This window comes from Dietzia sp. B32 (genome assembly GCF_024732245.1).
Taxonomy (GTDB): domain Bacteria; phylum Actinomycetota; class Actinomycetes; order Mycobacteriales; family Mycobacteriaceae; genus Dietzia.
Map to the genome: position 1 here is coordinate 1,336,413 of NZ_CP093845.1, position 24,890 is coordinate 1,361,302.

The window sequence follows — 24,890 nt, forward strand, 5'->3', positions numbered from 1 at the left end:
ACTCTATCGACACCTGTCTGTGCAGTTAGACGATATGCGCAGCTCAGTTCCTGTCATCCGAGAGGTATCCCTCATGTCCCGTCCGTCGTCCGTCACCATCGCGTCGTGGATCTGGCTGTTCTGCGGCCTTTTCACCACGCTCACCATCGCCGACGTGCTCTCGGCGACCAATCTGCTGGCGTTCGTCGTGGAGATCGGCGGCACCGCGGACGAGCTGTCCGCCGTCCCGGTGATCGGGTGGTTGGGCACGATCATCGCGACGGCGCTGGCAGCGGCGATGATCGCGCAGGTGGTGGCCGCGGTGAAGTTGCGTGACGGTGCGCGCTGGGCGCGGGTGCTGCTGACGATCGCGGCGGGCATCACGCTCGTGGCCGCCCTGTGGGACATCACCCTGTGGTCGGCGTGGGTGCTGCTGGCGGCCCACATGGTGGCGCTCGTCCTCGCGTACGGCGACTCCGCGACCGCGTTCCTCGAGGCCCGGACCCCCGACCGCGAGTGGGATTCGGTCGACGCATGACCCACGCCGCCGACTGGGCGCAGTTCGCCGGCCGCGCGCTGCCCACCTGGTACGACGACGTCAAACTGGGCATCTTTGTCCACTGGGGGCCGTACTCCGTCCCCCGGTGGGCGCCCCGCGCCGGAGACATCCAGCAGCTCATCCGCGACGGCGGCCCGCGCCGCATGCTGCGCGAGAACCCGTACTCCGAGTGGTACCTCAACACCATGCGGATCCCCGGCAGCCCCACCGCCGAGCACCACCGGAGCACCTACGGTCCCGACTGCGGCTACCGCCACTTCGCCGAGGAGTTCACCCGCGAGGCGGAGGACGCGGACGTCGACCAGATCGCCGAGCTCGCCGCCGCCGCGGGCGCCGGGTACGTGGTGCTCACCACCAAGCACCACGACGGTTATACGCTGTGGCCCGCCGCCCACCCGCACCCCACGCTCGGCGCCCATGGCTCGGGCCGGGACCTGGTGGGGGCGCTCGACGAGGCCGTGCGGGCCCGCGGAATGCGCACCGGGCTGTACTACTCGGGCGGCTACGACTGGCCCTACAACGACGCCACCCTCACCGGCCCGGCGGACCTGCTGCTGGCCATGCCCGACGATCCCACCTACGTCCGCTACGTGGAGGGCCACGTCCGGGAGCTCATCGAGCGCTACCGGCCGGCGGTGCTGTGGAACGACATCGGCTGGCCGGCGTCGGCCGACCTGCCCGCGCTGTTCGCCGACTACTACGCGGCGGTGCCCGACGGCGTGGTCAACGACCGCTGGGCCCAGACCGACGTCAAGCGCGGCGGGGCCGCCGAGGCGCTGGTACGCGGCCTGGGGTGCCTGGCGCAGCTGGCGTGGAAGCTGCTGCCGGAGGACAGTCGCGAGCTGTCCTTCCCGGCCTCGCCGCACCACGACGTCACCACGCCCGAGTACGCGCGACTCGAGACCATCGCCGAGACCAAGTGGGAGACGGTCCGCGGCGTCGGGCACTCCTTTGCCGCCAACCGCAACGAGGACCCGGCCGACATCGTCACCGCCGGCGAGCTGGTGCACATGCTGGTGGACGTGGTGAGCAAGAACGGCAACCTGCTCATCGGCGTGGGCCCCCTGCCCGACGGGTCCGTCCCCGACGAGCAGCAGGAGCCACTACGGGCGTTGGGTCGCTGGCTCCACGAGAACGGCAGCGCGATCCGCGGGAGCCGGCCGTGGGTCGTGCCGGCGGGCGTGGCGGAGGACGGCACCGAGGTGCGGTTCACCCGCACCGGCGATGACGTCAACGTCATCACCCTCGGAACCCCCACCGCGGCGGAGCTGGTGCTGCCCGGCCTGGTCGCGGGGCCGGATGTGCGGGCGCTGCTGGTCTCGACGGGGCAGACGCTGGACGTCAATGACCGCGGCGACGGGGTGTGCGTGCGGTTGCCCGGGCGGGTGCCGGTCTCACCGGCGCACGTGGTGCGGCTGAGCGGGGAGGTCAGTGCGGGGAAGTCAGCGCGCGGACCTGAGGCGCTCCCCCGGTGAGCTCCGGGAAGGGGCGACGACGACGACGAGGCCTGCCGACTCAGCGCTGCGTTTCTACTGCTCGCACTTCGTCAGATCCGTCACCTCCGTCGGCTTCCCCTCCGGAGTGAAGTGGGTCACCATCACCACCAGGTCCTCGGACCCCTCGTTGACGGTCTCGTGGACGTAGCGGGAGTCCTCGACGACCGAATCGCCGGCGCGGTAGACGTGGACGCCGCCGTGGTAGGTCTTGGCGTAGTGCGTGAGTTCGCCCTGTTCCACCACCACGAGCAGCTGCCCATGGTGGCAGTGCAGGCCGGTTCCGGACCCGGGCTCGAGGGTGATCCTGCGGTGCGTCACCTTCACCCCGTCGGCGCCGCCGTCCACGGCCAGTTCGATGGGCTCGTGCTGTCTGCCTTCGGCGATGTCCAGGGCGCGGAACGTCTCCCGCTCCTCAGGAGGGGGGTCGGTCGAGTGCTGACCGCATGCGGCAACCGCCAGCACAGTTGCTCCGACGGCGAGTGCGACGCCGCCTCGGATCGATGGGCACGTCATGGCCATTCCCCCGCGTCCGCTCGGACGGTCTCGGTTCGACAAGCTGGACCCAAGGCTAATCCACACCGAGCTCCGAGTGAAGGAACGATCACGAAAGCGGCCGGGGCCGGCCGAACCCCCGCCTCAGCCCGTCCGCTGCCGACCGGCCAGCTTGTGCCGGTCGAGCTCGCTCATGCCGCCCCAGACGCCGTAGAGCTCGCCCGCCTCCATCGCGAACTGCCGGCAGGTCTCGAGCACGGCGCAGCCGGCGCAGATCGCCTTGGCCGCCTCCTCCTTGCGACGACGCACCCCCTTGGGTTCGTCTTCCGCGCTGTAGAAGAGGTCAGGGTCCCCGACGCAGGCTCCGTCGTCCCTCCACGCCCAGTACTCCGATGTGGGTGTCAGATTCCTGAACCGTGGCACTCGTACTCTCCTGTCGCGAAGGGCGGAAGATCAACGACGAATTGTCTATCGGCGCCACCCGCGGGCGCTTCACCCCTAGGGGTGTAACTTCGCCGTGCCAGGTCAGCGGGCGTTGCTACGCTCTGCGGATGCCGATCAGGGTCACAGTGGTCAATGACTACCTCGTCGTCGTCGCCGGGGTGAACGCCTTCCTCGCGCCCTACTCTGACCGGATCGAGATGGTGGAGAAGGAGTTGGTCTCCAGCGGGTCTGCCGAGGTGGACGTGGCCCTGTACGACTCGTTCGCCTCATCCCTGGGCAAGGACGACCGCCTCGAGAACCTCCTGAAGGATCCGACCATCGGGGCGGTCGCTGTCTACTCGTTCACCTCGGACCCGGCCGCGGTGCGCGACAGCCTCGACGCGGGCGCCCACGGGTTCCTGTCCAAGTCCCTGACCGCTCCCGAGCTGGTGAGCGGCATCGAGCAGATCGCCGCCGGCACGCGCGTCACCCTCACGGGATCGGGTCTGCCGATCATGGGCCCCGAGCAGTGGCCCGCCAAGGAGGCCGGCCTCTCGCCGCGCGAGGCCGAGATGATCAGCCTCATCGTGCAGGGCCTGTCCAACGAGCAGATCGCCGAGCAGTGCTACCTCTCGCCCAACACGGTGAAGACCTACGTGCGCTCGGCCTACCGGAAGATGGGCGTGACCACGCGCGCTCAGGCGGTCGCGTGGGGCATCGAGAACGGCCTCAAGCCCGACCGGTAGACCTGGGTACGAGGAAGAAAACAAAAACGACGACGACAAGGTCATCCGCCCACCAGCCACTACTGTCGCGGGGGTCGGCGCAACAGCAGTCTCCTGTTGCAGTGCGTCAACGCCCCGAGTCCAGATCCGGCTCCACCGATCGAACGGAACCACGTTGGGCGTGGACCAAATCGGCGGGCTACCGGGTCACGAAGTTCAGGTAGTCGGTGAACCGCCAGATCGGGCTTGGGTCCGGTCCCAGCACCTGCGGGTCGCAGTAGATTTCCTGCCCGTTGGACGGGTTGATGGCTTTGGCCCCGACGGTTTCGCACCGCCGGCCACCAAGTGAGTTCTCCACTCGAGTAATCCGGCTCGCGTCGGTGGCTGCCGGGTGCCGGAATGGCTCTTGACTTGGCGCCCAGTGGAAGGCGTCTGTCTGCAGTCGCTGTGCGCACCAGGCTCGGGTGCCATTCTCGGTGTACGCCCACTCTCCCGGCGCGGGGCACGCGGTGTACATGACGATCCAGTTGGACGCGACATACTGCGGGGCAGGCGGAGGCGGAGGCGCGGGATACGCCCACTTAAGCGGATACGGGAGAGTTGGCAGCGGCGCGGCTTCTGACCCCGCCGGGACGGGCACTGGCACGGGCTCGAGGTCTGGAACCTGGATAGCGAACGGCCCGATGAAGACCTCTGCCGCCGAAGCTGCCGGAGCCACACCGGCCAACAGTGCGGTCGCGGCGCCGGTGGCGGCCAGCACCCTCTTGGTTCGAGATCCCATGTTCCCGCTCCCTCGCTCTGACGCGTCCAACTAGCCTGGCGGTAAGTATCGCCGTTTACATGCGTTGGTAGTTCCAAATTCGTAGTTCGACTTGCGGAGACAGCCCTTGAAGTCGAGGTCTAGGCCGGGCGAGAGCCTGCGGCCCATTCCACGGTTCACGCCCCGCCACCACGGCGAGGCATTCCCGTCAACGACTTCAACCGCACGACACAGCTGCAGATGACGTCGATGCAGATCAGGTGGTACGAGCTGGTAGCACTAGGAGACTGCCATCCCTGTGCTTCTCGATCTCGATGACAACGTCAGCATCCGAAGTGGTGCTGTAACTGGGCGCAAGCGCTCGCAAACGGTACGAACTTTCTAGCAGACTGTCGACTTGCTTCCGGGTCATCACCTTGTCCAGCAGCCGCGTCGGCGAGCGCAGTTCGATTTGCGACAACCGCCGTAGGACGTTCGCTATTCGATTCTCTAGGTCGGAGATTCTCTGCTGATCATCTCGCAGGCTCCGGACGAAGTTCTCAAACGGATTGTCTTCGTCGCTCTGGCCGGCCTCAACGCCCTGCAAGACGACCACTCGGCGTTTAAGTGCGATCGCGAGCGCCGCCAACTCAAGGTGGGCGCGGAACTCGCCGGCGTCGTCGATGATCCCCGGGAATGCTGTCTCCAGCTCTGCCACGTCCACGCGGTTATCGACAACTGAATCCAGCGCCTTTTCCCACTTGTTGACACGACGTTCTGCATTCTCCGTCGCGGTGCTAATGGCATGGACGGCGGAGTCGAGTCCCAAAGACGCCCCTACTTTGCCGCGGTCCAACAGAAGCGTAGTGGCCTTGTCTATCGCATCGCGACAACCGTCGAGCTCACTGCGCTCCGCCTCCAGTTTGTCGCTGTGGAGCTTCTCCAGGAGCTCCGTGATGTTCTCAACGGCCCTCTGGCGCTCATTGTCGGCGTATGCACTCGCGCTAACTGCCACGGCCATAAGAACGAGTGGAGCGGCCACCGCCACCGCGGTGCCCGTTGCAGCCGTTCCCGCCGCTGCACCGACGACCGTTCCCTTGGCCCCGGCGGTCGCAGCTTGGACTGGCACCAAGGTGGCCTTAGCGACTACGCCAGTGCTACCGACAAGATCCCCGTAAACGCCGCCGTCGACAGCTTTGGACGGCATCTGCTTCACGAGACCCTTGCCGAACTCGGACGCAACCTTCGCAGGCACATGCATTCGGTAGAGCACTTCGCTCGACTGAGCGACTTGGGCGACTACGGGCTCCTGGGAGGAGCGGGCTACTAGCCTGGAGAGCTCCTGGGCGAGCGGGCTAACGGCGTCCAGCGGCAATCCTTTCGTTCGCCCCCGCGTGGTCGGAAGCGAGTGAGCTTCCAAGGTGACCAGGGGCGCTGAGGCGAACGCCGCGAGTGCGCCTCGGAGTTCGGAGAGTCGTTCGGGGCTTAGAGGCTCGTCCGCCGCGAACGCGGGCACAGTCGCACCCTGCTTCGTCGACAGAGTCCAGACGGGCACCACCGCGCCACCGTTATCGCTCATTGTTCTCCTCGGTCGGTACCCATACGTTATCCGCCGGGTCTGACACATTCCTGCCCCGCGGGAGCCTGCCACCCGATCAGCGGCCTTCCGTGCCGGGATTTTCTCCTCCGTGCCACCACCCACCAGCCCCGATAGTTCATGGGAATCTGCGGATTGCCGGGCGAATATAGACCTAAGTACTTTCTGAACAGGGGAAATTGGGACTTGCCGAAGGTTCCATGTTCCTAAAGCAGAAAGCACTCGGTGAGTGAACCGTACGCCGTGGTCGTCTGGCCTGTCCGTTACGGCTGATGGTGTCGGGGAAATTTCCCACGCCGGTGCCATCGTGCTGGGGTGTACCAAGAACTTCCGAGGTGATCATGGTGCCATGATCTTGATCCTCTCGCACCAGGCGGCCGTCCAAATTTCTGGTACACCCCAGACAGAACAGCCAGGCGTGCACCGCGCCTCTACGATCAGTCCTGCGGCAGGTCGAGTGACGCGGACAGTCGCCATTTCCATCTCCGCGAGCGCCGGTGAGGGGCCGCGAAGCCCCGACTCGTCGTTTTCCGGAGTACCCGCGAGGAATTTCACAACCGCGCACCGAGCCCTTCACCAATGCAGGCCTGCCGGACTGACAGTGCTGCTGGCCTAATCACAACATGGGCCAATGTGTGTCGTGGGAAGATCCCACGATGCCCTCTCGGAACAGATGGAGGACACCACATGAGCAAGTGGTGGATGCCTCCGCAGAAGTGGATATCTTCGCTCCCCCGGAAGAAGTGTGGAACCTGATACGACCGGCCGAGAATGCCGTTCATCTCGACCCCTCGACTATGCGGGCGTTCCAGGTTCCCGGTACCCCTTCCGGCGTTGGCGAGATTCAAGGCTCGATCTCCCGTCTTAACGGTAGGGAGTACGTAGCCATGATCGAGGTCCTCGAAGAGGTCCAGAACCGCTACGCGCTCACCCGCTCGATAGGAGTGGACGATGATGCCTTACGCATGGCCTACATACTTCGACCCACGAGATCGGGCACTCGGTTGGAATTACGGACAACGTTCACGATTCCGGCAGAACTATGGGACAAGACCGACGTGCTGATCGACGACGTGCGTCGTCGACACCATGAAATGGCCCAGCGCATCAAGTGGGTGATCGAGGCAGACGTCCCGTACGCCGGAAAGTCCGGTTCATCGGCGTAAGCCGCCGGTCTCAGTGAGGGGCCCGATCGCGGCGACGGCCACGCCCGGTCACGACGACGACGAGCTCCCATTGCGCCCGGCCAGACTCACGGCCGCCGGGTTCGCGAAACCGGTCACGCGTGGGCGCCGGGCGCTCGGTCCTCTCGTCGCCGATCGAGCGGGACCACGGTAGGCGTGCCCGTCACCGGGTCGGCCGCGATCAGGCACGGCAGTCCAAAGACCTCCTCCACAAGATCTGCGGTGAGCACGTCGGCCGAGGCGCCGGTGGCCACCACGCGGCCGTCCTTCATCACGACCAGGTGCGTCGCGTAGCGGGCGGCCTGGTTGAGATCGTGGAGCACGGCGATCACCGCGCGCCCGGCCTCGTGCTGGTCGCGGAGCAGATCCAGCACGTCGTATTGGTGCGCGATGTCGAGGTAGGTGGTGGGCTCGTCCAGCAGGAGGATGGGGGTCTCCTGGGCGAGCAGCATGGCGATCCACACGCGCTGGCGCTGGCCACCGGAGAGCTCGTCGACGAACCGGGTCGCCAGATCGGACACCCCGGTGGAGGCCATCGCGGCGGTCACGGCGGTGTCGTCGGCGCGGCTCCACTGGCGTAGTGGGCTGTGGTGCGGGTGCCGGCCACGCGCCACCAGGTCGTCGACCCGGATCCCCTCCGGAGTGACGGCGCCCTGCGGCAGGAGCCCGATCCGGCGCGCGACCTCCTTGGTCCGCAGCTTGTGCAGGTCGTGGCCGTCCAGCAGGATCCGCCCCTCGCCGGGGGCGATCACGCGCGCCAGCGCCTTGAGCAGCGTGGACTTGCCGCAGGCGTTGGGGCCGACGATCACCGTGAACGCGTCCTCGGGCAGTTCCAGGTCGAGGTCGGTGGCCACGACCCGCCGTTCGTAGGCGAGCCGCGCCCCCTCCACCGTGAGCCCGCGCCCGCGCTCGAGCTGGGCGCCGGCGCGGGCATCACGGTCGAGGGAGGTGGGGCGCATCAGCCCAGGATCTCCTGGACGTCGTCGAGGATCTCGCCGGCGCCCAGGACGCCGATGCCGACCATCCAGGTCTCGTCCTCGACCTCGTAGGCCTGGCCGGACTTCACGGCGGGCAGGTCGCCCCACAGCCCGGTCACGGTCGCCATGGTCGTGGCCGACGGGTCGCCGCCGGGGTTGGTGAAGAACACGATCTCGCCGGTGATCTGCTCGTACAGCTCCGGGGAGAGCTCGGCCATGGAGTACTCGTTCCACTCGCGCTCGCCCAGGTCGAAGCCCATCTGGGACAGGATCGAGCCGGAGAACGTCTCGGGTCCGTAGAGGCGGAAGTTGTCCGGGCGGAACCGGACGATCGACAGGGTGGTGCCCTCGGCGCCCACCTGCTCGCCGACCTCGGCGATGCGGGTGTCGAGGTCGGCGATGAGCTGCTCCATCTCCTCGTCCTCACCGACGGCGGCGGCGGTGATTCGCGCCTGCTCCTGCCAGTCGGTGCCGGAGTTCTCGGAGTACACGGTGGGGGCGATGCCGGAGAGCTCGTCGTAGATGGCCTCGTGACGGACCTTGGCGCCGATGATGAGGTCAGGGGCAAGGGCGGCGATCGCGTCGATGTCGGGCTCGGAGGTCAGGCCCACGATCTCGGCGTCCACGTCACCGAGGTACGGCGGGGCGCCGGAGCCGGCGCCGGACTCGGTGATCCCGACGGGCGTGTGGCCGAGCGCGACGAGCGCGTCGAGGTGCGGAGAGTCGAGGACGACGACCCTCTCGGGCGTCCCGTCGATCACGGTCTCGCCCATCGCGTGGGTGACGGTATAGGCGTCGTCCGAGGAGGCCTCGGCGGTGTCGCTGCTGCCGGAGCACGCGGACAGAGCCACCGCAGAGGCGAGGGCCATGGCGATCAGGGCGGGCACCGAGCGGCGCCGGCGTGAGATTCTGGTCATGACTACAGATCAAACCACACAGGCAAGCCTCACCTAACAATCAGTCTGGTCTAGGGTTCCACCGTGGCCCCACGACCTCTCCCTGACTCCGACGCCGACGCACGGCCCGCGGTGCCGGCCGCCGACCGGGCAGCCGCCCCGGCAGCAAGCGCTGGCCAGCAGCCCCGCCGCGGAGCCGGGTTGTTCCCCGGACTGATCGTGGCCGTCCTGGCCCTGGCGGCCGCCGTGGTGGCCAGCCTCGCTATCGGTGCCCGCCCGATCCCGCCGGCCGAGGTGGTGGGCGCACTGCTCGGCCAGGGCACGCAGAGCGTGGTGGGGATCGTCGGCGAACTGCGGGCCAACCGGACCGTGCTCGGGCTGGTGTGCGGTGCGGCACTCGGCGCGTCCGGGGCGCTCATGCAGGCCGTGACCCGCAATCCGATCGCCGACCCGGGAATCCTCGGCGTCAATGCCGGCGCCGCGCTCGGGGTGGTCGCCGGAGCGACGCTCACCGGCGGCCTCGGCCTGGCCTCCACGGTGTGGTTCGCACTGGCCGGCGCCGGTGTGGCGTCCGCGATCATCCTCCTGCTCAGCACCTCGGCGCTCGCGGCGTCCTCACCCGTTCGGCTCACCCTGGCCGGGGTGGCGCTGGCGGCGGTGCTGTCCGGTCTCAGCCAAACGTTCGTCGTGCTGGACGAGACCGTCCTGCAGGCGTACAGCTTCTGGCAAGTCGGCTCGCTCACTGCGCGGTCGATCGACGAGGTCACCGGCGTGATCCCGCTCGTCGTCGCGGGCGCGGTGATCGCCCTGCTGCTCCTGCGCGGCCTGGACGCGCTCGCCCTGGGCGACGACTCGGCGGTGGCGCTGGGCGTGCGCCCCGGGTGGGTGCGGGTGTGGTCGCTCGTCGCCGTCGCACTGCTCGCCGGGACCGCCACGGCGCTGGCCGGCCCCATCAGCTTCGTGGGACTGGTCGTGCCCCACCTCGTCCGCGGTCTCGTCGGCCCGAGCCTGATCCGGGTGGTCCCGCTGTCCATGGTGGTGGCGCCCGCGCTGTTGTTGGCGGCCGACGTGATCGGCCGGGTGATCGCGGGCGGGTCCGAGACCCCGGCGGGCGTGGTGATGGCGTTCATCGGCGCGCCGCTGCTGGTGGCGTACCTGGCCGCCGGCCGACGAGTGGGTGTCGCATGACGATAACCGCACCGCGCCCCGCAACAGCCCTGCCCAGCGACGAACGCCTCCTCGCCGCCGGCCGATTCTCGGTGCGGCTGCACCTGCGCACTGCGTGGGTCACTGCGATCCTCGCCGTCGTCGTCGTCATACTCGTGGCCGCCTCGCTGGTGATCGGCGAGTTCATCATCTCGGTCCCCGACGCGGTGGCGACCCTGCTCGGCGACGCACCCGACCGCACCACCAACTTCTTCATCCACGAACGCCGCCTGCCCCGGGCGCTGGTCGCGCTGGCGGTGGGCGCGGCTCTGGCGACGTCGGGCGCGCTGTTCTGCGCGCTCACCCGCAATCCGCTGGCCAGCCCGGACATCATCGGCATCACCCAGGGCGCGTCGGCGGGCGGGGCGACGGTGATCCTCGTGCTGGGCGGCGGGATCGCGCAGGTCGCCACGGGCGCACTCGCGGGCGCGGCGCTCACCACCGGGTTCATCCTGGCCCTGACGTGGTGGCGCGGGCTCAGCGGCGCCCGCCTGGTCCTGCTCGGCGTGGCGCTGGGTGCCCTGGCGATGGCGTACGTGGCGCACCTGCTCTCCCGCGGCTTCGTGGCGAGCGCGGTCACCGCCCAGATCTGGCTCACCGGCTCACTGCAGGGTCGCGGCTGGTCCGAGCTCTGGCCGCTGGCGTGGGTGCTGCTCGTGGCGTCGGTGGTCATCGCGAGTCGGTCCCGGGCCATGCGCGCGCTCGCGCTGGGCGACGACGTCGCGGTGGCCCTGGGCGTGCGACTGCGCTCCACGCGGCTGGTCCTATTGGCGGCGGCCACGGTCCTGGCCGGAGCGGCGGTGGCGACGGCCGGGCCGATCTCGTTCGTGGCGCTGGTGGCTCCGCACCTGTCGCGGCTGCTCACCCGCAGTGATCGGGTCCTGCCGGCGGCGCTGCTCGGCGGGGTGCTGCTCCTGGCCTCGGACCTGGTGGCCCAGCACGCGTTCGCCCTGCCGCTCCCGGTGGGCGTGGTGACGGTGGTGCTCGGCGGACTGTTCTTCCTGGGCCTGCTGTGGCGGGAGGGGCGTCGTGCCTGAGCAGGCCGGCACGTACGAAAAGTCCGACCGGCGCCCGTCCGCCCGCGAGGCCCGGCGCGCGCGCAACCCCCACCGGGCGGAGAGCTGGCAACCGACCGTACTGCGCCGGGTCCGGGTGCGCGCGGTCGAGTCCCTCGCGCCGGAGTTGGTGCGCGTCACGTTCGAGGGCGACGAGCTCGGGGAATCCGGGGCCGACGCCGGCGGCCCCGACCTTGTGCCCGCCGTGTGCAGTCCATCCTTCGACGACGTCGTGGTCTTCTGCCTGCCCGATCCCGCCACGGGCGAGGTCACGCTCCCCGTTCCCGCGCCGGGCGGCGGGCTGGGTCACCCGCCGGGCGGCACCGCGCTGGTGCGGGAGTACACCGTGCGCTCGCTGCGCGACGGTGCCCTCGCGGTGGACCTGGTCCGCCACGCCTCGGGCGCGGGCGTGCGCTGGCTCGAGTCGGTCCGGCCGGGTGACGAGCTGACGATCGTCGGCCCGCGCGTCAGCCGGGCGCTCCCCGCGGTCGACCGCATGCTCGCCGTCGGGGACGCCACCGCCCTGCCCGCGCTGGCGCGGCTGATTGAGGAGCGACCGCCCACGTTGGCGCTCGACGTGCTGGCCGCGCTGCCCGACTCGCCCGCGCTCCCCCGCACTGTCCTGCCTGCGGTCTCCCCCGCCGACGCCGACCGCGTCCGGGTACGGGTGGTGGCGGCCGCGCCCGGCTCGGCGGAGGAACTCATCGACGCGCTGTCCGCGGCGGCACTCCCCACCGGGTTCGCGTGGGTGGCCGGCGAGTCCGGGATGGTCACGGCCGTCCGCCGTCATCTCCTCGCCCGCGGCCAGGAGCCCGACCGCGTCCAGTTCACCGGATACTGGCGCCTCGGAGGGCCGCTGTAGGTCCTGAGCCTCTCCCCGGACCGCTTCGGGAAGTGGCGACGACGACGAGGTCCGCCCCAGCCCGGACCGGCCCGCGGCCGCCGGGATGGGCGGGACTGGCCGCCGGGGCTCGCTGACCGGGCGTGACTCTCACCTCGCGTGCCGGAGAGCCCCTGTCGCCCTCCGCTCGACCCACCCAACGCGGGGTCAATTTCAATCCCGTCTTCCCAGTGCGGGTTCCGAACAAGCGCGTGACCACTCGCTGTTCCAGCGCCCTGGCGAATCAGTCATCCCGCCGGGTAATCGCGGTTGAGCGTCCCGTCTGGGTTCAACGCTTCCGGCGCGACAAACACCCACCGCGGAGTGGGCGCTCCCGCATAGACGCAGACGAGACGCCGGTCGTAGACCTCGTAGAGCTGACTCACATCGCACGGGTCTCCGTACTGCGGTGCCGCTGTCGGCGGAAGGTGAAACTCCCACACAAGTGGATAGGGCAGCCCCGGGAGTTGCCAGATCGGGATGTCGAACGGCCGGGGTATGACGATCGGCTCAACCGCGGACCCGGCGATCGGCTGCGCCCCCGCCGCGGCGGCGCCTACCAGAGCCGCAGACAATGCGGCTCCGGTGACGAGGAGCTTCTTCCACAGACTGGCCATGAGGAACCCATCTTTCGTTAGCGCCTGAGGTACTCGAGGGAAACTGGGGTCACGGAAAAATCCAGGGATCACGTTGATCGAACACAAAACCCGGCAGGGTTGTAGTTCTTGCACCTCGGTCATCGTGGGACGTGAGCTTGGCGAAGGTCGGTCCTGCCGGGGTCTGCCGAACGTCGTGGAGAACGATGCGCGCCGGCTTGCTACGACGGATGCCGTTGTAGCAGGCAGGGATGCACTCCACCCAGACCTTCTCGGCGGTCGCCTCGGCCGCACCGTCAAGCCACGTAGTCCAGCGGACGTTCTGGAATTGGCCGTTACCATCACCGCAGGCGATGACAATCGTCGATGGCAGCCGCTCGGGCTGGTGCCCGCAATCCAAGGCGACAGTCCGTCCACCAAATGGATCGAATGGCGGCGCGGGACGAACCCACTCGAACGGATACGGAAGCTCCGGCAATGGCGCCGCCTCGGACCCCGCCGGGACTGGAACGTGCACAGGAGCGAGATCGGGCACCGGCACCACGAAAGGCCCGATGTTCACCTCGGCGGCCGCTGCGGCGGGCGCGAGACCGACCGACATCGCAGCCCCAAGCGCCGCTCCGATGAACTTCTCGCGATTGCGTCGCATCATCTCTGGTCCCATCTTCCCAGGCGCTCGGCCCTGATCATGAAATTATGGCTGTTCACTTCGCTTTGTTGCCGGATTCGACCTATTTCGCCCTCAGCCTTTCGGCCGCATCACTCCCGCCGCGCGGTCCGATACTGGTAGCGGTCATGGTGATCGTCTCGGAGCTCGCCGGCCCCGGGACGACCGGCGCCGTCACGACAGGGACGATGCCGCCTAGTTGTGGCCGGTGATGTCCTGGAGCAGTGCCCCGAAGGCCAGGTCGTCAGCGATATCGCAGGAGCCGCTGTAGGTCCTGACCGACGGTCTAGGCAGCGTCCCCCGCCGACGCCGGGCTCCGCTTGCGCCACAGGGCGAGCAGCGCGACCAGCAGCGCAACGCCGAACCCGAGGGCCACCCACACTGCCGGCGAGAGCCCGCCGGTGACAGCAACCGGCTCCCCCTCCCCCTGGTCCGGGAACGAGATCTCTGCTGCGGCGGTCTCTTTGCCGTACCCGCTGTCCAGGGTCACCTCGGCCGACCAGGGCCCCGCCGGGAACGTGCCACTGTTGGGCACCTCGATGATCAGCTCGCCACTGGATCCGGAGGGAATAGTCTTTCCGCCGGATTCCACGGCGGGCACCGAGAGCCCACCGGGCCCCTCGGTGAGATCGAGAGTCCCGGATACCTCGACTGCTCTGGCGCCGGTGTTCTCCAGAATCGCTTTGATCGCTGCCGTGCCGTCGTCGAGCCGGATCGGCAGTAGGGATCCGATCGAGAAGCTCGGTCGAGGTCCGTCCCCGGAACCCACCGAGAGATACATGCGGATGCCGACGCGACTGACCGCCTGCACGGCGTCGGCGTTGTCCTCATCCACCTGGGTTGACATCCAGATCAGTGCGTACTGCTCGACCTCGGGCGCGTCGGCGGGGACGTCGACGGAGACTGTCACCACCTCTTCCTGACCCGGGTCGAGTGTGACCTCAGTCTTGTCGAGTGAGGTCCACGTGGTCAGCGCGTTTGTCGCCCCTCGGGGCTCCGCCTGATAGCCCTCGTCATCGACGTGGGCCGCACCGACATACAGGTCGAAGGTGGTGCGTTCGGGCATGGTGCTGGACACCACGATCTGGCGCTCCATGCGCTTGCCCGGCGGGACGTTGTCGACGATGTAAGTCGATGCACGAGGATTGTCGGCGAGATCGACTGGGACCTCGCCTATTCGGATGCCGAAACCGCCCGAATTGTCCTGCGCCAGCGCGACACCGCTGGACACCAGGATGCCTAGAACCACTGCAACAAGCAGTGCCGTGCTCGCCGACAGTACGCGACTCATCTTCAGTTTCCTCAGACTTGGTGGAGCAGGGACAGCGCGGGCCGCAGCGCAATGCGGCGGTGCACCCTCGGAGCACAGCGATCGACAGAGGTCGCTCCCACCCGTGGATGGGAGCGACCACTGCGACCTGCCGGTCTAACGAGAGTCAGTACAGAGACTGCGTCAGAGTGGCCGAGTACTCCCCGGCCTCGACGTCAACGACGGTCGTATCCCCCTCGGTCACTGTCGGAAGCGTCACCCGGATGTTCGGTGTGTACGTGGTGGAGACGTCGGGAAGGGTGATCCCTGTGCGGTTCAGCAAGGTGACCTGACCGCTCATGTTCGTGGCGTCGGCCCAGCTCCCAACCGATGTCGTCGTGCCGTTGATACCCGTGACCGCAGTGAGCCACATGCGGACGTTTTCATTGCTGATAGTTGCGCCCGTGCTGGTCCCGAAGTCTGTGATGTCCGCCCGCAGTGCGTAGGACCGGGGATTTCCGGCGCGATCATCCCGGATACTAGGGGCAACCATCGCGCTGTTCGCCGCGGTACCGCCGAAGTTCACGATCAAGGAAGTGGACGCCTGCGGAGCGACAGAGAACCGCAGCGAACCGGCAGAGTTCGGGCTCACTGTCAGATTGACGGTGGTGTCCGCGGTATCCGCAGCGGGTTGGGCGTTGGCGGCTGCCGACGGCGCGACCAGTCCGAACGCCGCGGCTATCGCGACCGCACGGATAATTTTTCTGTTCATTGCACTTCCTCGGTGCTCGCAGAAATGAGACAGGCGTCATCCCACGTACCGGTCAATGGGTAACCGCGGCTCGGCCGACCGGGATGGACGCACGACCAAATGAGACGGTCGTCACATACCTTAGATGGACAGTTGCTTATCTTGCAACTCGCTGGCAGTCAGCCGTCCACGACGGGACGGATCGACGGACACAGGCTCCGTCCGTGCGCGAAGGGCGGGCGCCGTTACCTGGCGACGAACCAGCCCCACGGGCGACCTAAGTCAGCCGCCCTCGGGCCACACCACGTCCTGCACGACCTCGTTGCGCCGTAGGAACCACGGCGTGAAGGGCGGGTCGAACCGGGCGTACCTGGGCGGCCCGGTGGCGACCAGCCCGGCCCGGGCGATCCCGGCCTCGAGGTCCGCCAGGTGACGTCGATAGGCCGACTCGCTCCACCGTCCGGAGTAGCGCACTGCTGCGGCGACACGGTCGGGCACCTGCCGGATCCGCACCTGAGGATCGGTGGGCACCGGCGCGGTCGCGGCGGTCAGCGAGGCGGGCAGGACAAAGGCGACGACGTGTTCGTCGCCGTCAGCCTCGGTCTGGACGACGGGTGCGGTCATGGCGATCTTCTCGGAGCCGGGTGACTCCTGGACGACCGGTGCCGTCATGGCAATGGACCCTGCCGACTCGTTGTGACCGGTGATGTACCTGAACAGCGCCCTGAACGCCTGGTTGCCGGCACTGCCGAAGGACCCGTGAACGGACACCTCCGCCACGGCGTGGGAGGGGTACCGCCGCAGCTCGAACTCGGGGAACCGCTCGACAACCTCGTACGGCTGCTGCTCGGTCATGAATCGACGGTACGCGCCTATTCCACCGGTGTCGGCGCCGCGCATTAACTCACCGAATAAGGCCAGGTGGGCACGCCTCTGGGCGCCGTGGTGTGGGTAGTGAATCGCGACGACGACGATGACGACGACGAGGCCCACCTCCACCCGCCCGACCCGCCGCCGGGTGGCGCGGAACTGGCCGGGTCAGCCCGAGAGTTCGCGGAGCCAGTCGACGATCGCGCCGGCCAACTCGTCCGGCGCCTCCACCGGCAGCATGTGTCCGGTCTCCGGGATCTTGACGTAGACCACGGGACCACGCCCAGCCCCGTTCGCCACCGCCCCGAAGGCAGCGGGTGGTCAGTTCCTGCGCTTACGGCCACGACGTCGCCCTCAGACCTACTCCTCCACGACGAACTCGAGGTACTTCGTGAACGGCGTGAGCCCGACGGTCGCGTCATCGGTCGTCGGTGTGCCGTGGAAGGTCACCGGGCCGCCGCGGACTCGGCGCGGGTCGCCTGCCCCGTTGACACCACGGATCTCTATTCCGGTTCGAAGCGTGGTCCCGGCTGGGACGGTCGCGTGGGTCATGACGTGGATAGGGGTCCTCTGGGTGCCGGGGCAGGAGAGTATCAGGACCATGGTCGGATTGAACGACGGGATGTTCTTGACGCATTCGGAGCTGTAGCTCACCCCCGCGAGCGTCAGCGCCGCGTCCGGGTGGACCACCACGGTGATGTCCCCGATTCCCTCCGGGTTCGCGGCGCTGAGGTCGAGCACGTACTCCACCTGCTCTCCCGAGGTGATTTTCCCGTCGTTGGCGCCGTCTCCCCACGGCGTACCGGTGATGTTGTAGCTGACCTCTAGGTCAGCGGGCGGCTCGGTCTGCGTACTGGTCGCGGTCACCGTCGTCGTGTGGGTCACGGTCACGGTCGGCGCGACCGTCGTCGGCGTCACCGTCACCGTGGGGGCGACTTCGGTCGGGGTGACGGTCATGGTCGGAGCGACCGCCGTCGGCGTCACGGTCACCGGCGCGGCGGTACTCGTCGGCGTCACGGTCACCGGCAGGGCGGTGCTCGTCGGCGTCACGGTCACGGGTACGGCCGTCACCGTGGGGGTGTGGGTGACCGGGGCCGCACTCTCTGTCGAGGTGGCGGTCACGGTTGTCGTCACCGTTTCTGAGACGGTCGGCGTCACCGTCACCGGCGCCGCCGTGCTCGTCGGGGTCACCGTCACCGGCACCGCCGTATTCGTGGGAGTCACGGTCACGGGTACGGCCGTCACCGTGGGGGTCTGGGTCTGCGGGGCCGCGGTCACGGTGGGCGTGACGGTCACGGGCGCGGCCGTCACGGTCGGCGTCACCGTTACGGGCGGGGCCGTGGTCGGTTGCAGCGACCCCTGCGCGCCGAGCCTGAGCGAGCCCCACCCCGGACCCTCCGTTGCCGTATCGAGTGCGGCGAGACTGGCAGTGACGGCGGCGGGAGCCAGGCTTCCCATCGCCTCACCGGGTTGCTGGGCGTGTACGGGGGCCGCTGTTACGGATGCCAGGGCAACCGCGGCCAGTAGTGCCTGCAGGCGTCTTCTCAAAGCGTTTCCTCAGGTAGGTGCCGGGCGCTACGCCGCCAGACAGTGGGTATGTCAACCGCACTGAACTCGTCGTATTACGGGCGGGCCCAGAACCACCGGAGAACGTCTCCAAGTTGTCGCACGTCAGATTAATGCAAACTCTCCTACGTGAAAAGAGTTTGAGATACCTCGCCTAATCATTCTTGCCCGCCGGCGGCAGTCGGGGGCGATGACCACACGCCGCACGGCGATCCCGGCCACGGCACCGCGCTTCGACCCGTATGGAGGCGCCTCGAGCACGCGTCGAGCGAGACTCCTCGCCCGGTGAGCTTCGGGAAGTGGCGACGACGACGAGGTCCACCACCGCCCGGATCGACCCACCCCCACCGGGAAGCGCGGAACCGGCCGAGTCAGTCCTGGATCGTGGGAAGCCAGTCGATGATCGCCCTGGCCAGCTCGTCCGGGGCCTCCACCGGCAGCATGTGTCCGGTCTCCGGGATCTCGACGTACGTCACGCGGGCCGCCTCGTCACCGCCCGTCCCAGCACCAGCCCCGTTCGCCTCGGCCCACCGCCGCTGTTCCTCGGTGGGCACCACGAGGTCATCGGACGCCCCCACGATCAGCACCGGGACACCAGCCTGCGCGGGGAACTCGCTGCGGTCCGGCCGGGCGCCGATCGCCACCGAATGGGCGGCGAACCGCTCCGGCCCGTACATCCGTGCCGCGCGCAGCCGCTCGACCCTCACCTCGGGGTCGTGGCCGCGGTCGCCGTTGTACACCGCCTCCATGCCGTCGAGTGCGATCTCCTCGTACGCCTCCGGGCTCAGTCCCGCGGCGCGGTCGGCCCGCGCCTTCGCCGACTCCGGGTCCTCCGCGCCCACCGGGGCGGCGACCAGGACGAGTCCGGCCAGCAGCGACGGGTGCCGCTCGGCGAGATGCATCGCCACCACGCCGCCGAGGGAATGCCCGACGACGACGCTGCCGGGCGCGATCTGCCCCGCCAACTCGTCGACGAGGGCATCGAGGTTGGCCACGGCCGGTAGGTCCAGCGGCGTGGCGTGGACGCCGTCCGGCAGTGCTCGCATGACCGGCGCCCAGGTCTGCGCGTCACCGTGGAGGCCGGGGAGGAGGACGAGGTCGGTCATGGCCGCGAGGCTACCCATCCGGAACCCGATCAGTGCCCGCTCCGTCACTCCTCACAGAGGCAGAACGGATGCCCCACCGGGTCGAGGTACACCACGAACCGCCCGTCGGGGCTGGGCTGGTGCTCGTGTCGGCGGGCGCCGGCGGCGAGGACGGCCGGCTCGGAGTCAGCGATCGAGTCGACGTAGAAGTCGAGGTGCACCTGCGTGGGGACCGGGCCCTCGGGCCAGGTCGGGGCGCGGAAGTCGGGGACGGTCTGGCACGCGAGCGCGACCGCGCCCGGTTCGCCCTCCGGTGGCAGGACGTCGACCCAGTCCGAGTAGTCGGCGTCGTCACGAATCCGCCAGCCGAGCATCGCTGCGTAGAACTCGGCGAGCTCTCGAGCATCGGGGCAGTCGAGTGCGACGACCACACGCCGCGCGGTGATCCCAGCCATGAAACCACGCTACGGCCAGCACGCAGGCGGCTCAAGCATTCATGGAGCACCCCGATCGACCCGCTACCGCCGGGAACGTCTAGTGAGCTAACGCTTACTGGATCAACGGCCCAACAGGCCAACCGTCCACCGCGAAAGGGTCGCCGACTTGCACACCACAAGCCCCTTAGCTGCAACAACAACCCCGCCTCGACCCTCGATCGCAGCAACGAACTTTCACCGATACCAACCGGTAACCATCCTCTCAGCCCGTATACATCTTCTGAGCGCGCCTCCCGGCGCCCCGGCACACCGCCGAACCGTCCCCCAGAAGCCTCAGGAGTCCCATGCCTTCGAATCTCTCGCTATCCCGTCGTCGCTTCCTGGCGAGTACCGGGCTGGCGACCGGCGCTGCAGCAGCTGCATCGCTGGTGTCGTCGTCGTCCTCGTCCGCGGCCCCGCTCCCCCACCGCGCGCTGGCCGACGACGACCGTCTCCCCGCCCTGGTGATCGGCAGTGGCTACGGCGGCGCCGTGGCAGCGCTGCGCCTGACCCAGGCGGGGATCGCGACCCACATCGTGGAGATGGGCCGCAGCTGGGACACGCCGGGCCCGGACGGCAAGATCTTCTCGGGGATGCTCAATCCGGACAAGCGCTCCACGTGGCTCTCGGACACCACCAGCCAGCCGGTCAGCAACTTCATGGGCTTCGGGATCGACAAGAAGGTGGAGCGCTACGTCGGGGTCCTCGACGCCGAGAAGTTCTCGGGGGTCAAGGTCTACCAGGGACGCGGCGTGGGTGGCGGCTCGCTGGTCAACGGCGGCATGGCCGTCACACCCAAGCGCAGCCACTTCGAGCACATCCTCCCGAACGTCGACTCGGCGCAGATGTACGGCACCTACTTCCCCCGCGCGAACGCCGCTCTCGGCGTGAACCACATCGACCAGACGTGGTTCGAGTCGAGCCCCTGGTACCAGTTCGCCCGCGTGGGCCGGAAGACCGCGCACCGCTCCGGGTTCGCCACGACCTTCGTGCCCAACGTCTACGACTTCGACTACATGAAGCGGGAGGCGGCAGGCACCGCGCAGGCCTCGGCGCTCGGCGGCGAGGTGATCTACGGCAACAACGCCGGCAAGAAGTCGCTGGACAAGACGTACCTCGCCCAGGCCGCCGCCACCGGCCGGCTCACCATCTCGCCGCTGCACCGGGTCACGGCCGTCGCCCCGGCCACCGGGGGCGGGTACCGAGTGACGATCGAGCAGATCGACGAGCAGGGTGCGGTGATCGCCACCAAGAACGTCACGGCCGACAAGGTGTTCTTCGCCGCCGGCAGCATCGGGACCAGCAAGCTGCTCGTGTCGATGAAGGCGCAGGGCCTCCTGCCCAACCTGTCGTCCCAGGTGGGCGAGGGCTGGGGCAACAACGGCAACGTCATGGTCGGGCGCGCGAATCACATGTGGGACGCCACCGGCTCCAAGCAGTCGACCATCCCCACCCTCGGGATCGACAACTGGGCCGACCCCACCGCGTCGATCTTCGCCGAGATCGCTCCCCTGCCGGCCGGGCTCGAGACCTACGTCAGCCTGTACCTGGCGATCGCCAACAACCCCGAGCGGGCCCGCTTCCAGTTCAACGCCGCCACCGGCAAGGTCGACCTGACCTGGAGCGTGTCCCAGAACCAGCCGGGCATCGCCATGGCCAAGAGGGTCTTCGACAAGATCAACAAGAAGGAGGGCACCATCTACCGCACCGATCTGTTCGGCGTGTACAAAACCTGGGGCGACGACTTCACCTACCACCCCCTGGGCGGCTGCCTGCTCGGCAAGGCCACCGACAACCACGGGCGCCTCCACGAGTACCCCGGCCTCTACGTGGTCGACGGATCCCTCGTCCCGGGCAACGTGGGTGTGAACCCGTTCGTCACCATCACCGCGCTCGCCGAACGCAACATGGACGCGATCATCGCGAACGACTTGCGGTAGGCCGCACTGCTCCGGGCCCCGCGCGCGCCGGGGCGACGGGCCGGATCCCTCATCGAGTCCGGCCCGTGCGTCTTCATGTGGGTGGAGAAGCCGGACGACGACGACAACACCCGGACCCGACCACCGAGCCCGGTGCCACGGGGTGTGCCGAACCGGCCGGGTCAGCCCTCAGAGGAGCTGAGCCAGTCGCTGATCGCGTTGCTCAGCTGCTCCGGGTCCTCCACCGGCAGCATGTGTCCGCTCTCCGGGATCTCGACAAAGGTCACGTGCGGCGCCGAGTTCTTCTCCGCCCACCGGCGCTGCTCCTCGGTGGGCACCACCTGGTCATCCGAGGCGCCCACGATGGGCACCGGTCAGGGCGCCTGCGCGGGCAACTCCCAGCGATCTCGCCGCGCTCCGATTGCGACCGAGTGGGCGGCAACCGCTCCGGCCCGTACACCCGTGCGGCGCGCAGTCGCTCCGCGCGGATCTGCGGGTCGTGTCCGCGCTCGCCGTGGTAGACGGCCTCAATGCCGTCAAGGGCGATCTCCTCGTACGCCTCCGCGCTCAGGCCGACGGCCCGGTCCGCGCCCGCCCGCGCCGACTCTGGGTCCTCGGCCCCCACGGGCGCGGTCACCAGGACGAGCCCTGCCAGCACTGACGAGTGCCGCCCGGCCAGGTGCATCACCACCACGCCGCCGAGCGAGTGCCCCACCACCACACTGCCGGGCTCGACGTGGCCGGCGACCTCGTCGACGAGCGCGTCAAGGTCGGCGACCGCGGGCAGGTCCAGGGCCGTGGACGCCACGTCGGGAAGGGCGGCCATGACCGGGGCCCAGGTCCGAGCGTCGCCGTGCAGGCCGGGGAAAAACACGAGCTAGGTCATGCGCCACCATAGGCGCGCGGCCCCACCGCGGTCAGCCCCGTCGCGGCCGACCGAGCGGCCGGCCGTCGATCGCGACCGGCTCCCGATCCCGTTACCGTCGGCGCCATGCCTGAATTCACCGTTCCCGGACTGTCCACGGCCGATTCGGCCACGCTCGCCGACACCCTGCAGAAGCGGCTCACGGCGTGCAACGACCTGCACCTCACGCTTAAGCACGTGCACAGGAACGTGGTGGGCCCCAACTTCATCTCGGTCCACGAGATGTTGGATCCGCAGGTGGAGCTGGTGCGCGGGTTCGCGGACGTGCTGGCCAAGCGCATCGCCACCCTGGGCGGGTTCCCGGTGGGCACGATGGGCGCCAACGCCGACCACCGCTCGTGGGACGACTACTCCCTGGGTCGCGACACCGCCCAGGCCCACGGACTACTCCCTGGGTCGCGACACCGCCCAGGCCCACCTCGGCGCCCTGGACAAGGTGTACAACGGGATGATCAGCGAACCCCGCAAGGCCATCGCCGTGGCCGGCGACGTGGACCCGGTCACCGAGGACATCCTCATCGGCCAGACCGCCGAGCTGTAGAAGTTCCAGTGGTTCGTCCGCGCCCACCTGGAGAACGCCTCCGGCCAACTGCCCACCGCCGACGACGTCTCCGAGAAGGGCGCGGCGCGGGACGCGTCTGCCTGAGCAGTCTCCGCGCCCTCACCTGGTAGGGCCAAGACACCGGACGGGCCGAACCCTTCACTGGGGTCCGGTCCGACCCTTGTCGCACCGCAGGAAATAACGGACAACGATGTCTCTAGTCAACGCCACCCCGGGCAAGGTGACCTGACCTGGAGCGTGTCCCGGAATCAGCTGAGTCTCGCCTTGGTCCGTCGCGGTCTTGACTTAATCAACAAGAAGGAAAGCACCGCCTACCGCACTGTCATGTTCGGCGTATACACGACGTCACCAAACACCTTCTGGGGGGCTGCCTGCTGTGCAAGGACTGAACCGCACTGGATCTCTCGGAGGGTCTTGCTGAATTAGGCGGCCTGAGGTTCGGTCGCCTGGTTGGAACGGTACATCTCCTCGTACTCGACGGGCGGACGGTATTCGATCGCGGAGTGGAGGCGTTCGTTGTTGAACCATCGCACCCAGTCCGCGGTCTCGCGTTCGACCTCGTTGCGTCCGGTCCACCTTCGGGTGGTCTCTAGGTCGATCAGTTCGGTCTTGTACAGCCCGATTGTGGACTCCATCAGGGCGCCTGCCAGGGCGTCGCCGACGCTGCCGATCGACCCCTGCATCCCGGCCTCGCGGAGCGCATCGGTCAGGGCCAGGGAGACGTACTGGGTGCCGGCATCGCTGTGATGGACGAGACCGGTGGAGGTGAACTCGAACGAGCCCCGTTGCCGGGTGTGGATCGCTTGCTCGAGCGCCGACAGGACCAGGTCGGATCGCCTGGTCATCGAGGCCCGCCAGCCGAGTATCCGGCGGGAGTACACGTCGACTACGAACGAGACGTAGCAGAAGCCGGCCAGGGTCCATACATATGTAAAGTCGGCTACCCACCACTGGTCCGGCCGCGTCGGGGCGTTCCACTGGCGGTCGATCAGGTCGGGGTGCCGAGCTGCCGCCGGATCGGATTCTGTAGTGACTGTTCGCCGCTTACCTCGCACAATGCCGGCAATACCGCAGATGCCCATTAGGCGGGCGACCTGGTCGCGGCCGACGTCGCGACCCCGGCGGCGCAGGCACTGCCATAGCCCCGATCACCCCGTACAGGCCCCGCTGGTCGTGGAACAAGCAGAACACCTCGTGGGCGGCGTACGCGTCGGCCAGCTCGGTCTCTGTGGACGGCGCGGCTGAGCGGGCGTAGTAGGTGCTCTCCGGAGATCGCGATGCCGTGCTCGGTGAGCACGCGGCAGATCTGCTCGACCCCGAATCGCTCCTTGTGGACGTTGATGTAATCGACGATCAGGTAAGTCGGCGACCTGGCTCCGCCGCTGCGAAAAACGCCGAGGCGGTCTTGAGGATCTCGTTCGCCCGGCGCAGCTCGGCGTTCTCACGCTTGAGGCGCCTGACCTCCGCGGATTCGGCGGTAGATTCAGGTGACGAGGGGCTCGATCCCGCCTCGACCCAGTTCCGCAGGGTTGCCGGGTTCACGCCCAGCAGTGACCCGACATGGGTGCGAGCGGCGAGCTTGGAGCACTGCTCGTCGGACAGGTGCTCGCGGTACATCCGGACCGCGCGCTCGCGGGTCTCGGCGTCGAACTTTCGTGGTGCTGCCATGGGTTCCAGTCTTCCTTGTTAGATCGGAACCCTCCGATGGATCCAGTGCGGTTCAGACAGCGACAGCCACGGCCGCCTCCGCGAATACCCCGGCCTCTACGTGATGAACGCCCTCCACTATGGAATCGTAGGCTTGAACCCGTTTGTCACCACTCCCGCACTCGCCCAACAAATCATAGACGCCATCATCGTGGGCGACCGCCAGCAGGCGGATCGCTTACGCGCGGATCAGGCCGGGCCGGACTCCCCAACCGAGGTAGGGCCCCGTGGGTCGTGGTACCCGTGGAACCACGCTCCGATCAACACGAAGGCTCCTCCAGCATCTACCGAACGAGACGCCTAGCCCGC

26 protein-coding genes and 2 pseudogenes are annotated in these 24,890 nt (G+C 68.4%); 10 read left to right on the forward strand and 18 right to left on the reverse strand.

The genetic code is table 11. From position 1 onward, the window contains the following. Positions 1 to 73: 73 nt before the first annotated feature. Positions 74 to 517: a hypothetical protein gene (locus tag L8M95_RS06445; RefSeq protein ID WP_260488667.1), complete on the forward strand. Its 444-nt coding sequence runs from the start codon at positions 74 to 76 to the stop codon at positions 515 to 517. After that, on the forward strand, positions 514 to 2,013 hold the full coding sequence (locus L8M95_RS06450; RefSeq protein ID WP_260488668.1) for an alpha-L-fucosidase: 1,500 nt from the start codon (positions 514 to 516) through the stop codon (positions 2,011 to 2,013). Before L8M95_RS06445 ends, L8M95_RS06450 begins: the two co-directional genes overlap by 4 nt. A gap of 54 nt (positions 2,014 to 2,067) precedes the next feature. Here L8M95_RS06450 and L8M95_RS06455 read toward each other — a convergent pair whose 3' ends face one another. After that, positions 2,068 to 2,547, reverse strand: a complete 480-nt coding sequence (locus tag L8M95_RS06455; RefSeq protein WP_260488669.1) for a cupin domain-containing protein — start codon at positions 2,545 to 2,547, stop codon at positions 2,068 to 2,070. A gap of 123 nt (positions 2,548 to 2,670) precedes the next feature. Continuing rightward, complete coding sequence (locus L8M95_RS06460; protein ID WP_260488670.1) at positions 2,671 to 2,949, reverse strand: WhiB family transcriptional regulator; 279 nt, start codon at positions 2,947 to 2,949, stop codon at positions 2,671 to 2,673. Between the two features lie 128 nt (positions 2,950 to 3,077). Here L8M95_RS06460 and L8M95_RS06465 point away from each other — a divergent pair, with 128 nt between their 5' ends. After that, on the forward strand, positions 3,078 to 3,695 hold the full coding sequence (locus tag L8M95_RS06465) for a response regulator transcription factor (protein WP_260488671.1): 618 nt from the start codon (positions 3,078 to 3,080) through the stop codon (positions 3,693 to 3,695). 178 nt (positions 3,696 to 3,873) lie between these two features. Here the strand turns inward: L8M95_RS06465 and L8M95_RS06470 are convergent, their stop codons facing one another. Further along, a complete protein-coding gene (locus tag L8M95_RS06470) occupies positions 3,874 to 4,032 on the reverse strand; it encodes a hypothetical protein (RefSeq protein ID WP_260488672.1) in 159 nt (52 codons plus the stop codon). A 658-nt stretch (positions 4,033 to 4,690) separates the two neighbouring features. Further along, positions 4,691 to 5,992 (reverse strand): hypothetical protein, encoded by a 1,302-nt coding sequence (locus tag L8M95_RS06475; protein WP_260488673.1) that lies wholly within the window; start codon positions 5,990 to 5,992, stop codon positions 4,691 to 4,693. Positions 5,993 to 6,708: 716 nt separating this feature from the next. Between L8M95_RS06475 and L8M95_RS06480 the strand changes: the two genes are divergently transcribed. Beyond that, the gene (locus L8M95_RS06480) at positions 6,709 to 7,176 is read left to right on the forward strand and encodes an SRPBCC family protein (protein ID WP_260488674.1); all 468 of its coding nucleotides are present in this window, start codon (positions 6,709 to 6,711) and stop codon (positions 7,174 to 7,176) included. A gap of 113 nt (positions 7,177 to 7,289) precedes the next feature. Here L8M95_RS06480 and L8M95_RS06485 read toward each other — a convergent pair whose 3' ends face one another. Beyond that, the gene (locus tag L8M95_RS06485) at positions 7,290 to 8,153 is read right to left on the reverse strand and encodes an ABC transporter ATP-binding protein (RefSeq protein WP_260488675.1); all 864 of its coding nucleotides are present in this window, start codon (positions 8,151 to 8,153) and stop codon (positions 7,290 to 7,292) included. Further along, a complete protein-coding gene (locus tag L8M95_RS06490) occupies positions 8,153 to 9,088 on the reverse strand; it encodes an ABC transporter substrate-binding protein (RefSeq protein ID WP_260488676.1) in 936 nt (311 codons plus the stop codon). The genes L8M95_RS06485 and L8M95_RS06490 overlap by 1 nt, the downstream gene beginning before the upstream one ends. A gap of 63 nt (positions 9,089 to 9,151) precedes the next feature. Between L8M95_RS06490 and L8M95_RS06495 the strand changes: the two genes are divergently transcribed. Genes L8M95_RS06495 through L8M95_RS06505 form a run of 3 tightly spaced genes read left to right on the forward strand, consistent with a single transcriptional unit; the run spans position 9,152 to position 12,190 of the window. Beyond that, positions 9,152 to 10,255: an iron ABC transporter permease gene (locus L8M95_RS06495; RefSeq protein ID WP_254050622.1), complete on the forward strand. Its 1,104-nt coding sequence runs from the start codon at positions 9,152 to 9,154 to the stop codon at positions 10,253 to 10,255. Next, positions 10,252 to 11,310: an iron chelate uptake ABC transporter family permease subunit gene (locus L8M95_RS06500; protein ID WP_206473141.1), complete on the forward strand. Its 1,059-nt coding sequence runs from the start codon at positions 10,252 to 10,254 to the stop codon at positions 11,308 to 11,310. The genes L8M95_RS06495 and L8M95_RS06500 overlap by 4 nt, the downstream gene beginning before the upstream one ends. Further along, on the forward strand, positions 11,303 to 12,190 hold the full coding sequence (locus L8M95_RS06505) for a siderophore-interacting protein (RefSeq protein WP_260488677.1): 888 nt from the start codon (positions 11,303 to 11,305) through the stop codon (positions 12,188 to 12,190). Before L8M95_RS06500 ends, L8M95_RS06505 begins: the two co-directional genes overlap by 8 nt. Before the next feature lie 266 nt (positions 12,191 to 12,456). Here L8M95_RS06505 and L8M95_RS06510 read toward each other — a convergent pair whose 3' ends face one another. From L8M95_RS06510 to L8M95_RS06540, 7 genes are all read right to left on the reverse strand, one after another. Next, the gene (locus tag L8M95_RS06510; protein WP_260488678.1) at positions 12,457 to 12,825 is read right to left on the reverse strand and encodes a hypothetical protein; all 369 of its coding nucleotides are present in this window, start codon (positions 12,823 to 12,825) and stop codon (positions 12,457 to 12,459) included. A 49-nt stretch (positions 12,826 to 12,874) separates the two neighbouring features. After that, on the reverse strand, positions 12,875 to 13,456 hold the full coding sequence (locus L8M95_RS06515) for a hypothetical protein (RefSeq protein WP_260488679.1): 582 nt from the start codon (positions 13,454 to 13,456) through the stop codon (positions 12,875 to 12,877). 301 nt (positions 13,457 to 13,757) lie between these two features. Then, on the reverse strand, positions 13,758 to 14,762 hold the full coding sequence (locus L8M95_RS06520) for a hypothetical protein (RefSeq protein ID WP_260488680.1): 1,005 nt from the start codon (positions 14,760 to 14,762) through the stop codon (positions 13,758 to 13,760). Positions 14,763 to 14,907: 145 nt separating this feature from the next. Further along, entirely contained in the window at positions 14,908 to 15,492 is a 585-nt protein-coding gene (locus L8M95_RS06525) for a hypothetical protein (RefSeq protein ID WP_260488681.1), read from the reverse strand. Between the two features lie 261 nt (positions 15,493 to 15,753). Further along, a complete protein-coding gene (locus tag L8M95_RS06530; protein ID WP_260488682.1) occupies positions 15,754 to 16,326 on the reverse strand; it encodes a heme-binding protein in 573 nt (190 codons plus the stop codon). Between the two features lie 183 nt (positions 16,327 to 16,509). Next, the gene (locus L8M95_RS06535; protein WP_260488683.1) at positions 16,510 to 16,641 is read right to left on the reverse strand and encodes an alpha/beta fold hydrolase; all 132 of its coding nucleotides are present in this window, start codon (positions 16,639 to 16,641) and stop codon (positions 16,510 to 16,512) included. Positions 16,642 to 16,701: 60 nt separating this feature from the next. Beyond that, positions 16,702 to 17,298 carry a hypothetical protein gene (locus L8M95_RS06540; protein WP_260488684.1) on the reverse strand — a complete coding sequence of 199 codons (597 nt, stop codon included), beginning with the start codon at positions 17,296 to 17,298 and terminating at the stop codon, positions 16,702 to 16,704. On the opposite strand from L8M95_RS06540, the gene L8M95_RS06545 reads away from it, so the two are divergent. Continuing rightward, positions 17,297 to 17,953, forward strand: a complete 657-nt coding sequence (locus L8M95_RS06545) for a hypothetical protein (protein ID WP_260488685.1) — start codon at positions 17,297 to 17,299, stop codon at positions 17,951 to 17,953. The genes L8M95_RS06540 and L8M95_RS06545 overlap by 2 nt on opposite strands. Before the next feature lie 325 nt (positions 17,954 to 18,278). Here the strand turns inward: L8M95_RS06545 and L8M95_RS06550 are convergent, their stop codons facing one another. Together L8M95_RS06550 and L8M95_RS06555 are read right to left on the reverse strand one after the other, a co-directional pair. Then, on the reverse strand, positions 18,279 to 19,013 hold the full coding sequence (locus L8M95_RS06550; RefSeq protein ID WP_260488686.1) for an alpha/beta fold hydrolase: 735 nt from the start codon (positions 19,011 to 19,013) through the stop codon (positions 18,279 to 18,281). 44 nt (positions 19,014 to 19,057) lie between these two features. After that, positions 19,058 to 19,447 (reverse strand): VOC family protein, encoded by a 390-nt coding sequence (locus L8M95_RS06555; RefSeq protein WP_260488687.1) that lies wholly within the window; start codon positions 19,445 to 19,447, stop codon positions 19,058 to 19,060. Between the two features lie 326 nt (positions 19,448 to 19,773). Between L8M95_RS06555 and L8M95_RS06560 the strand changes: the two genes are divergently transcribed. Further along, positions 19,774 to 21,408 carry a GMC oxidoreductase gene (locus L8M95_RS06560; RefSeq protein ID WP_260488688.1) on the forward strand — a complete coding sequence of 545 codons (1,635 nt, stop codon included), beginning with the start codon at positions 19,774 to 19,776 and terminating at the stop codon, positions 21,406 to 21,408. Between the two features lie 161 nt (positions 21,409 to 21,569). On the opposite strand, the gene L8M95_RS06565 is transcribed toward L8M95_RS06560, so the two are convergent. Continuing rightward, positions 21,570 to 21,674, reverse strand: a complete 105-nt coding sequence (locus L8M95_RS06565; RefSeq protein ID WP_260488689.1) for an alpha/beta fold hydrolase — start codon at positions 21,672 to 21,674, stop codon at positions 21,570 to 21,572. Beyond that, the gene (locus tag L8M95_RS06570) at positions 21,671 to 22,213 is read right to left on the reverse strand and encodes an alpha/beta fold hydrolase (RefSeq protein ID WP_260488690.1); all 543 of its coding nucleotides are present in this window, start codon (positions 22,211 to 22,213) and stop codon (positions 21,671 to 21,673) included. Before L8M95_RS06570 ends, L8M95_RS06565 begins: the two co-directional genes overlap by 4 nt. A 165-nt stretch (positions 22,214 to 22,378) precedes the next feature. On the opposite strand from L8M95_RS06570, the pseudogene L8M95_RS06575 reads away from it, so the two are divergent. Continuing rightward, positions 22,379 to 22,958, forward strand: a pseudogene (locus L8M95_RS06575) (Dps family protein). Positions 22,959 to 23,296: 338 nt separating this feature from the next. On the opposite strand, the pseudogene L8M95_RS06580 reads toward L8M95_RS06575, so the two are convergent. Next, positions 23,297 to 24,542 (reverse strand): annotated as a pseudogene (locus L8M95_RS06580) (IS3 family transposase). Positions 24,543 to 24,890 lie beyond the last annotated feature (348 nt).

Bases quoted from the DNA above. Each gene is read 5' to 3' on its own strand.
- L8M95_RS06445 (WP_260488667.1), top strand. From the start codon at position 74: ATGTCCCGTCCGTCGTCCGTCACCATCGCGTCGTGGATCTGGCTGTTC.
- L8M95_RS06450 (WP_260488668.1), top strand. From the start codon at position 514: ATGACCCACGCCGCCGACTGGGCGCAGTTCGCCGGCCGCGCGCTGCCC.
- L8M95_RS06455 (WP_260488669.1), bottom strand. From the start codon at position 2,547: ATGACGTGCCCATCGATCCGAGGCGGCGTCGCACTCGCCGTCGGAGCA.
- L8M95_RS06465 (WP_260488671.1), top strand. From the start codon at position 3,078: ATGCCGATCAGGGTCACAGTGGTCAATGACTACCTCGTCGTCGTCGCC.
- L8M95_RS06475 (WP_260488673.1), bottom strand. From the start codon at position 5,992: ATGAGCGATAACGGTGGCGCGGTGGTGCCCGTCTGGACTCTGTCGACG.
- L8M95_RS06485 (WP_260488675.1), bottom strand. From the start codon at position 8,153: ATGCGCCCCACCTCCCTCGACCGTGATGCCCGCGCCGGCGCCCAGCTC.
- L8M95_RS06490 (WP_260488676.1), bottom strand. From the start codon at position 9,088: ATGACCAGAATCTCACGCCGGCGCCGCTCGGTGCCCGCCCTGATCGCC.
- L8M95_RS06500 (WP_206473141.1), top strand. From the start codon at position 10,252: ATGACGATAACCGCACCGCGCCCCGCAACAGCCCTGCCCAGCGACGAA.
- L8M95_RS06510 (WP_260488678.1), bottom strand. From the start codon at position 12,825: ATGGCCAGTCTGTGGAAGAAGCTCCTCGTCACCGGAGCCGCATTGTCT.
- L8M95_RS06515 (WP_260488679.1), bottom strand. From the start codon at position 13,456: ATGATGCGACGCAATCGCGAGAAGTTCATCGGAGCGGCGCTTGGGGCT.
- L8M95_RS06520 (WP_260488680.1), bottom strand. From the start codon at position 14,762: ATGAGTCGCGTACTGTCGGCGAGCACGGCACTGCTTGTTGCAGTGGTT.
- L8M95_RS06525 (WP_260488681.1), bottom strand. From the start codon at position 15,492: ATGAACAGAAAAATTATCCGTGCGGTCGCGATAGCCGCGGCGTTCGGA.
- L8M95_RS06530 (WP_260488682.1), bottom strand. From the start codon at position 16,326: ATGACCGAGCAGCAGCCGTACGAGGTTGTCGAGCGGTTCCCCGAGTTC.
- L8M95_RS06545 (WP_260488685.1), top strand. From the start codon at position 17,297: ATGGTCGGAGCGACCGCCGTCGGCGTCACGGTCACCGGCGCGGCGGTA.
- L8M95_RS06540 (WP_260488684.1), bottom strand. From the start codon at position 17,298: ATGACCGTCACCCCGACCGAAGTCGCCCCCACGGTGACGGTGACGCCG.
- L8M95_RS06550 (WP_260488686.1), bottom strand. From the start codon at position 19,013: ATGACCGACCTCGTCCTCCTCCCCGGCCTCCACGGTGACGCGCAGACC.
- L8M95_RS06555 (WP_260488687.1), bottom strand. From the start codon at position 19,447: ATGGCTGGGATCACCGCGCGGCGTGTGGTCGTCGCACTCGACTGCCCC.
- L8M95_RS06560 (WP_260488688.1), top strand. From the start codon at position 19,774: ATGCCTTCGAATCTCTCGCTATCCCGTCGTCGCTTCCTGGCGAGTACC.
- L8M95_RS06570 (WP_260488690.1), bottom strand. From the start codon at position 22,213: ATGGCCGCCCTTCCCGACGTGGCGTCCACGGCCCTGGACCTGCCCGCG.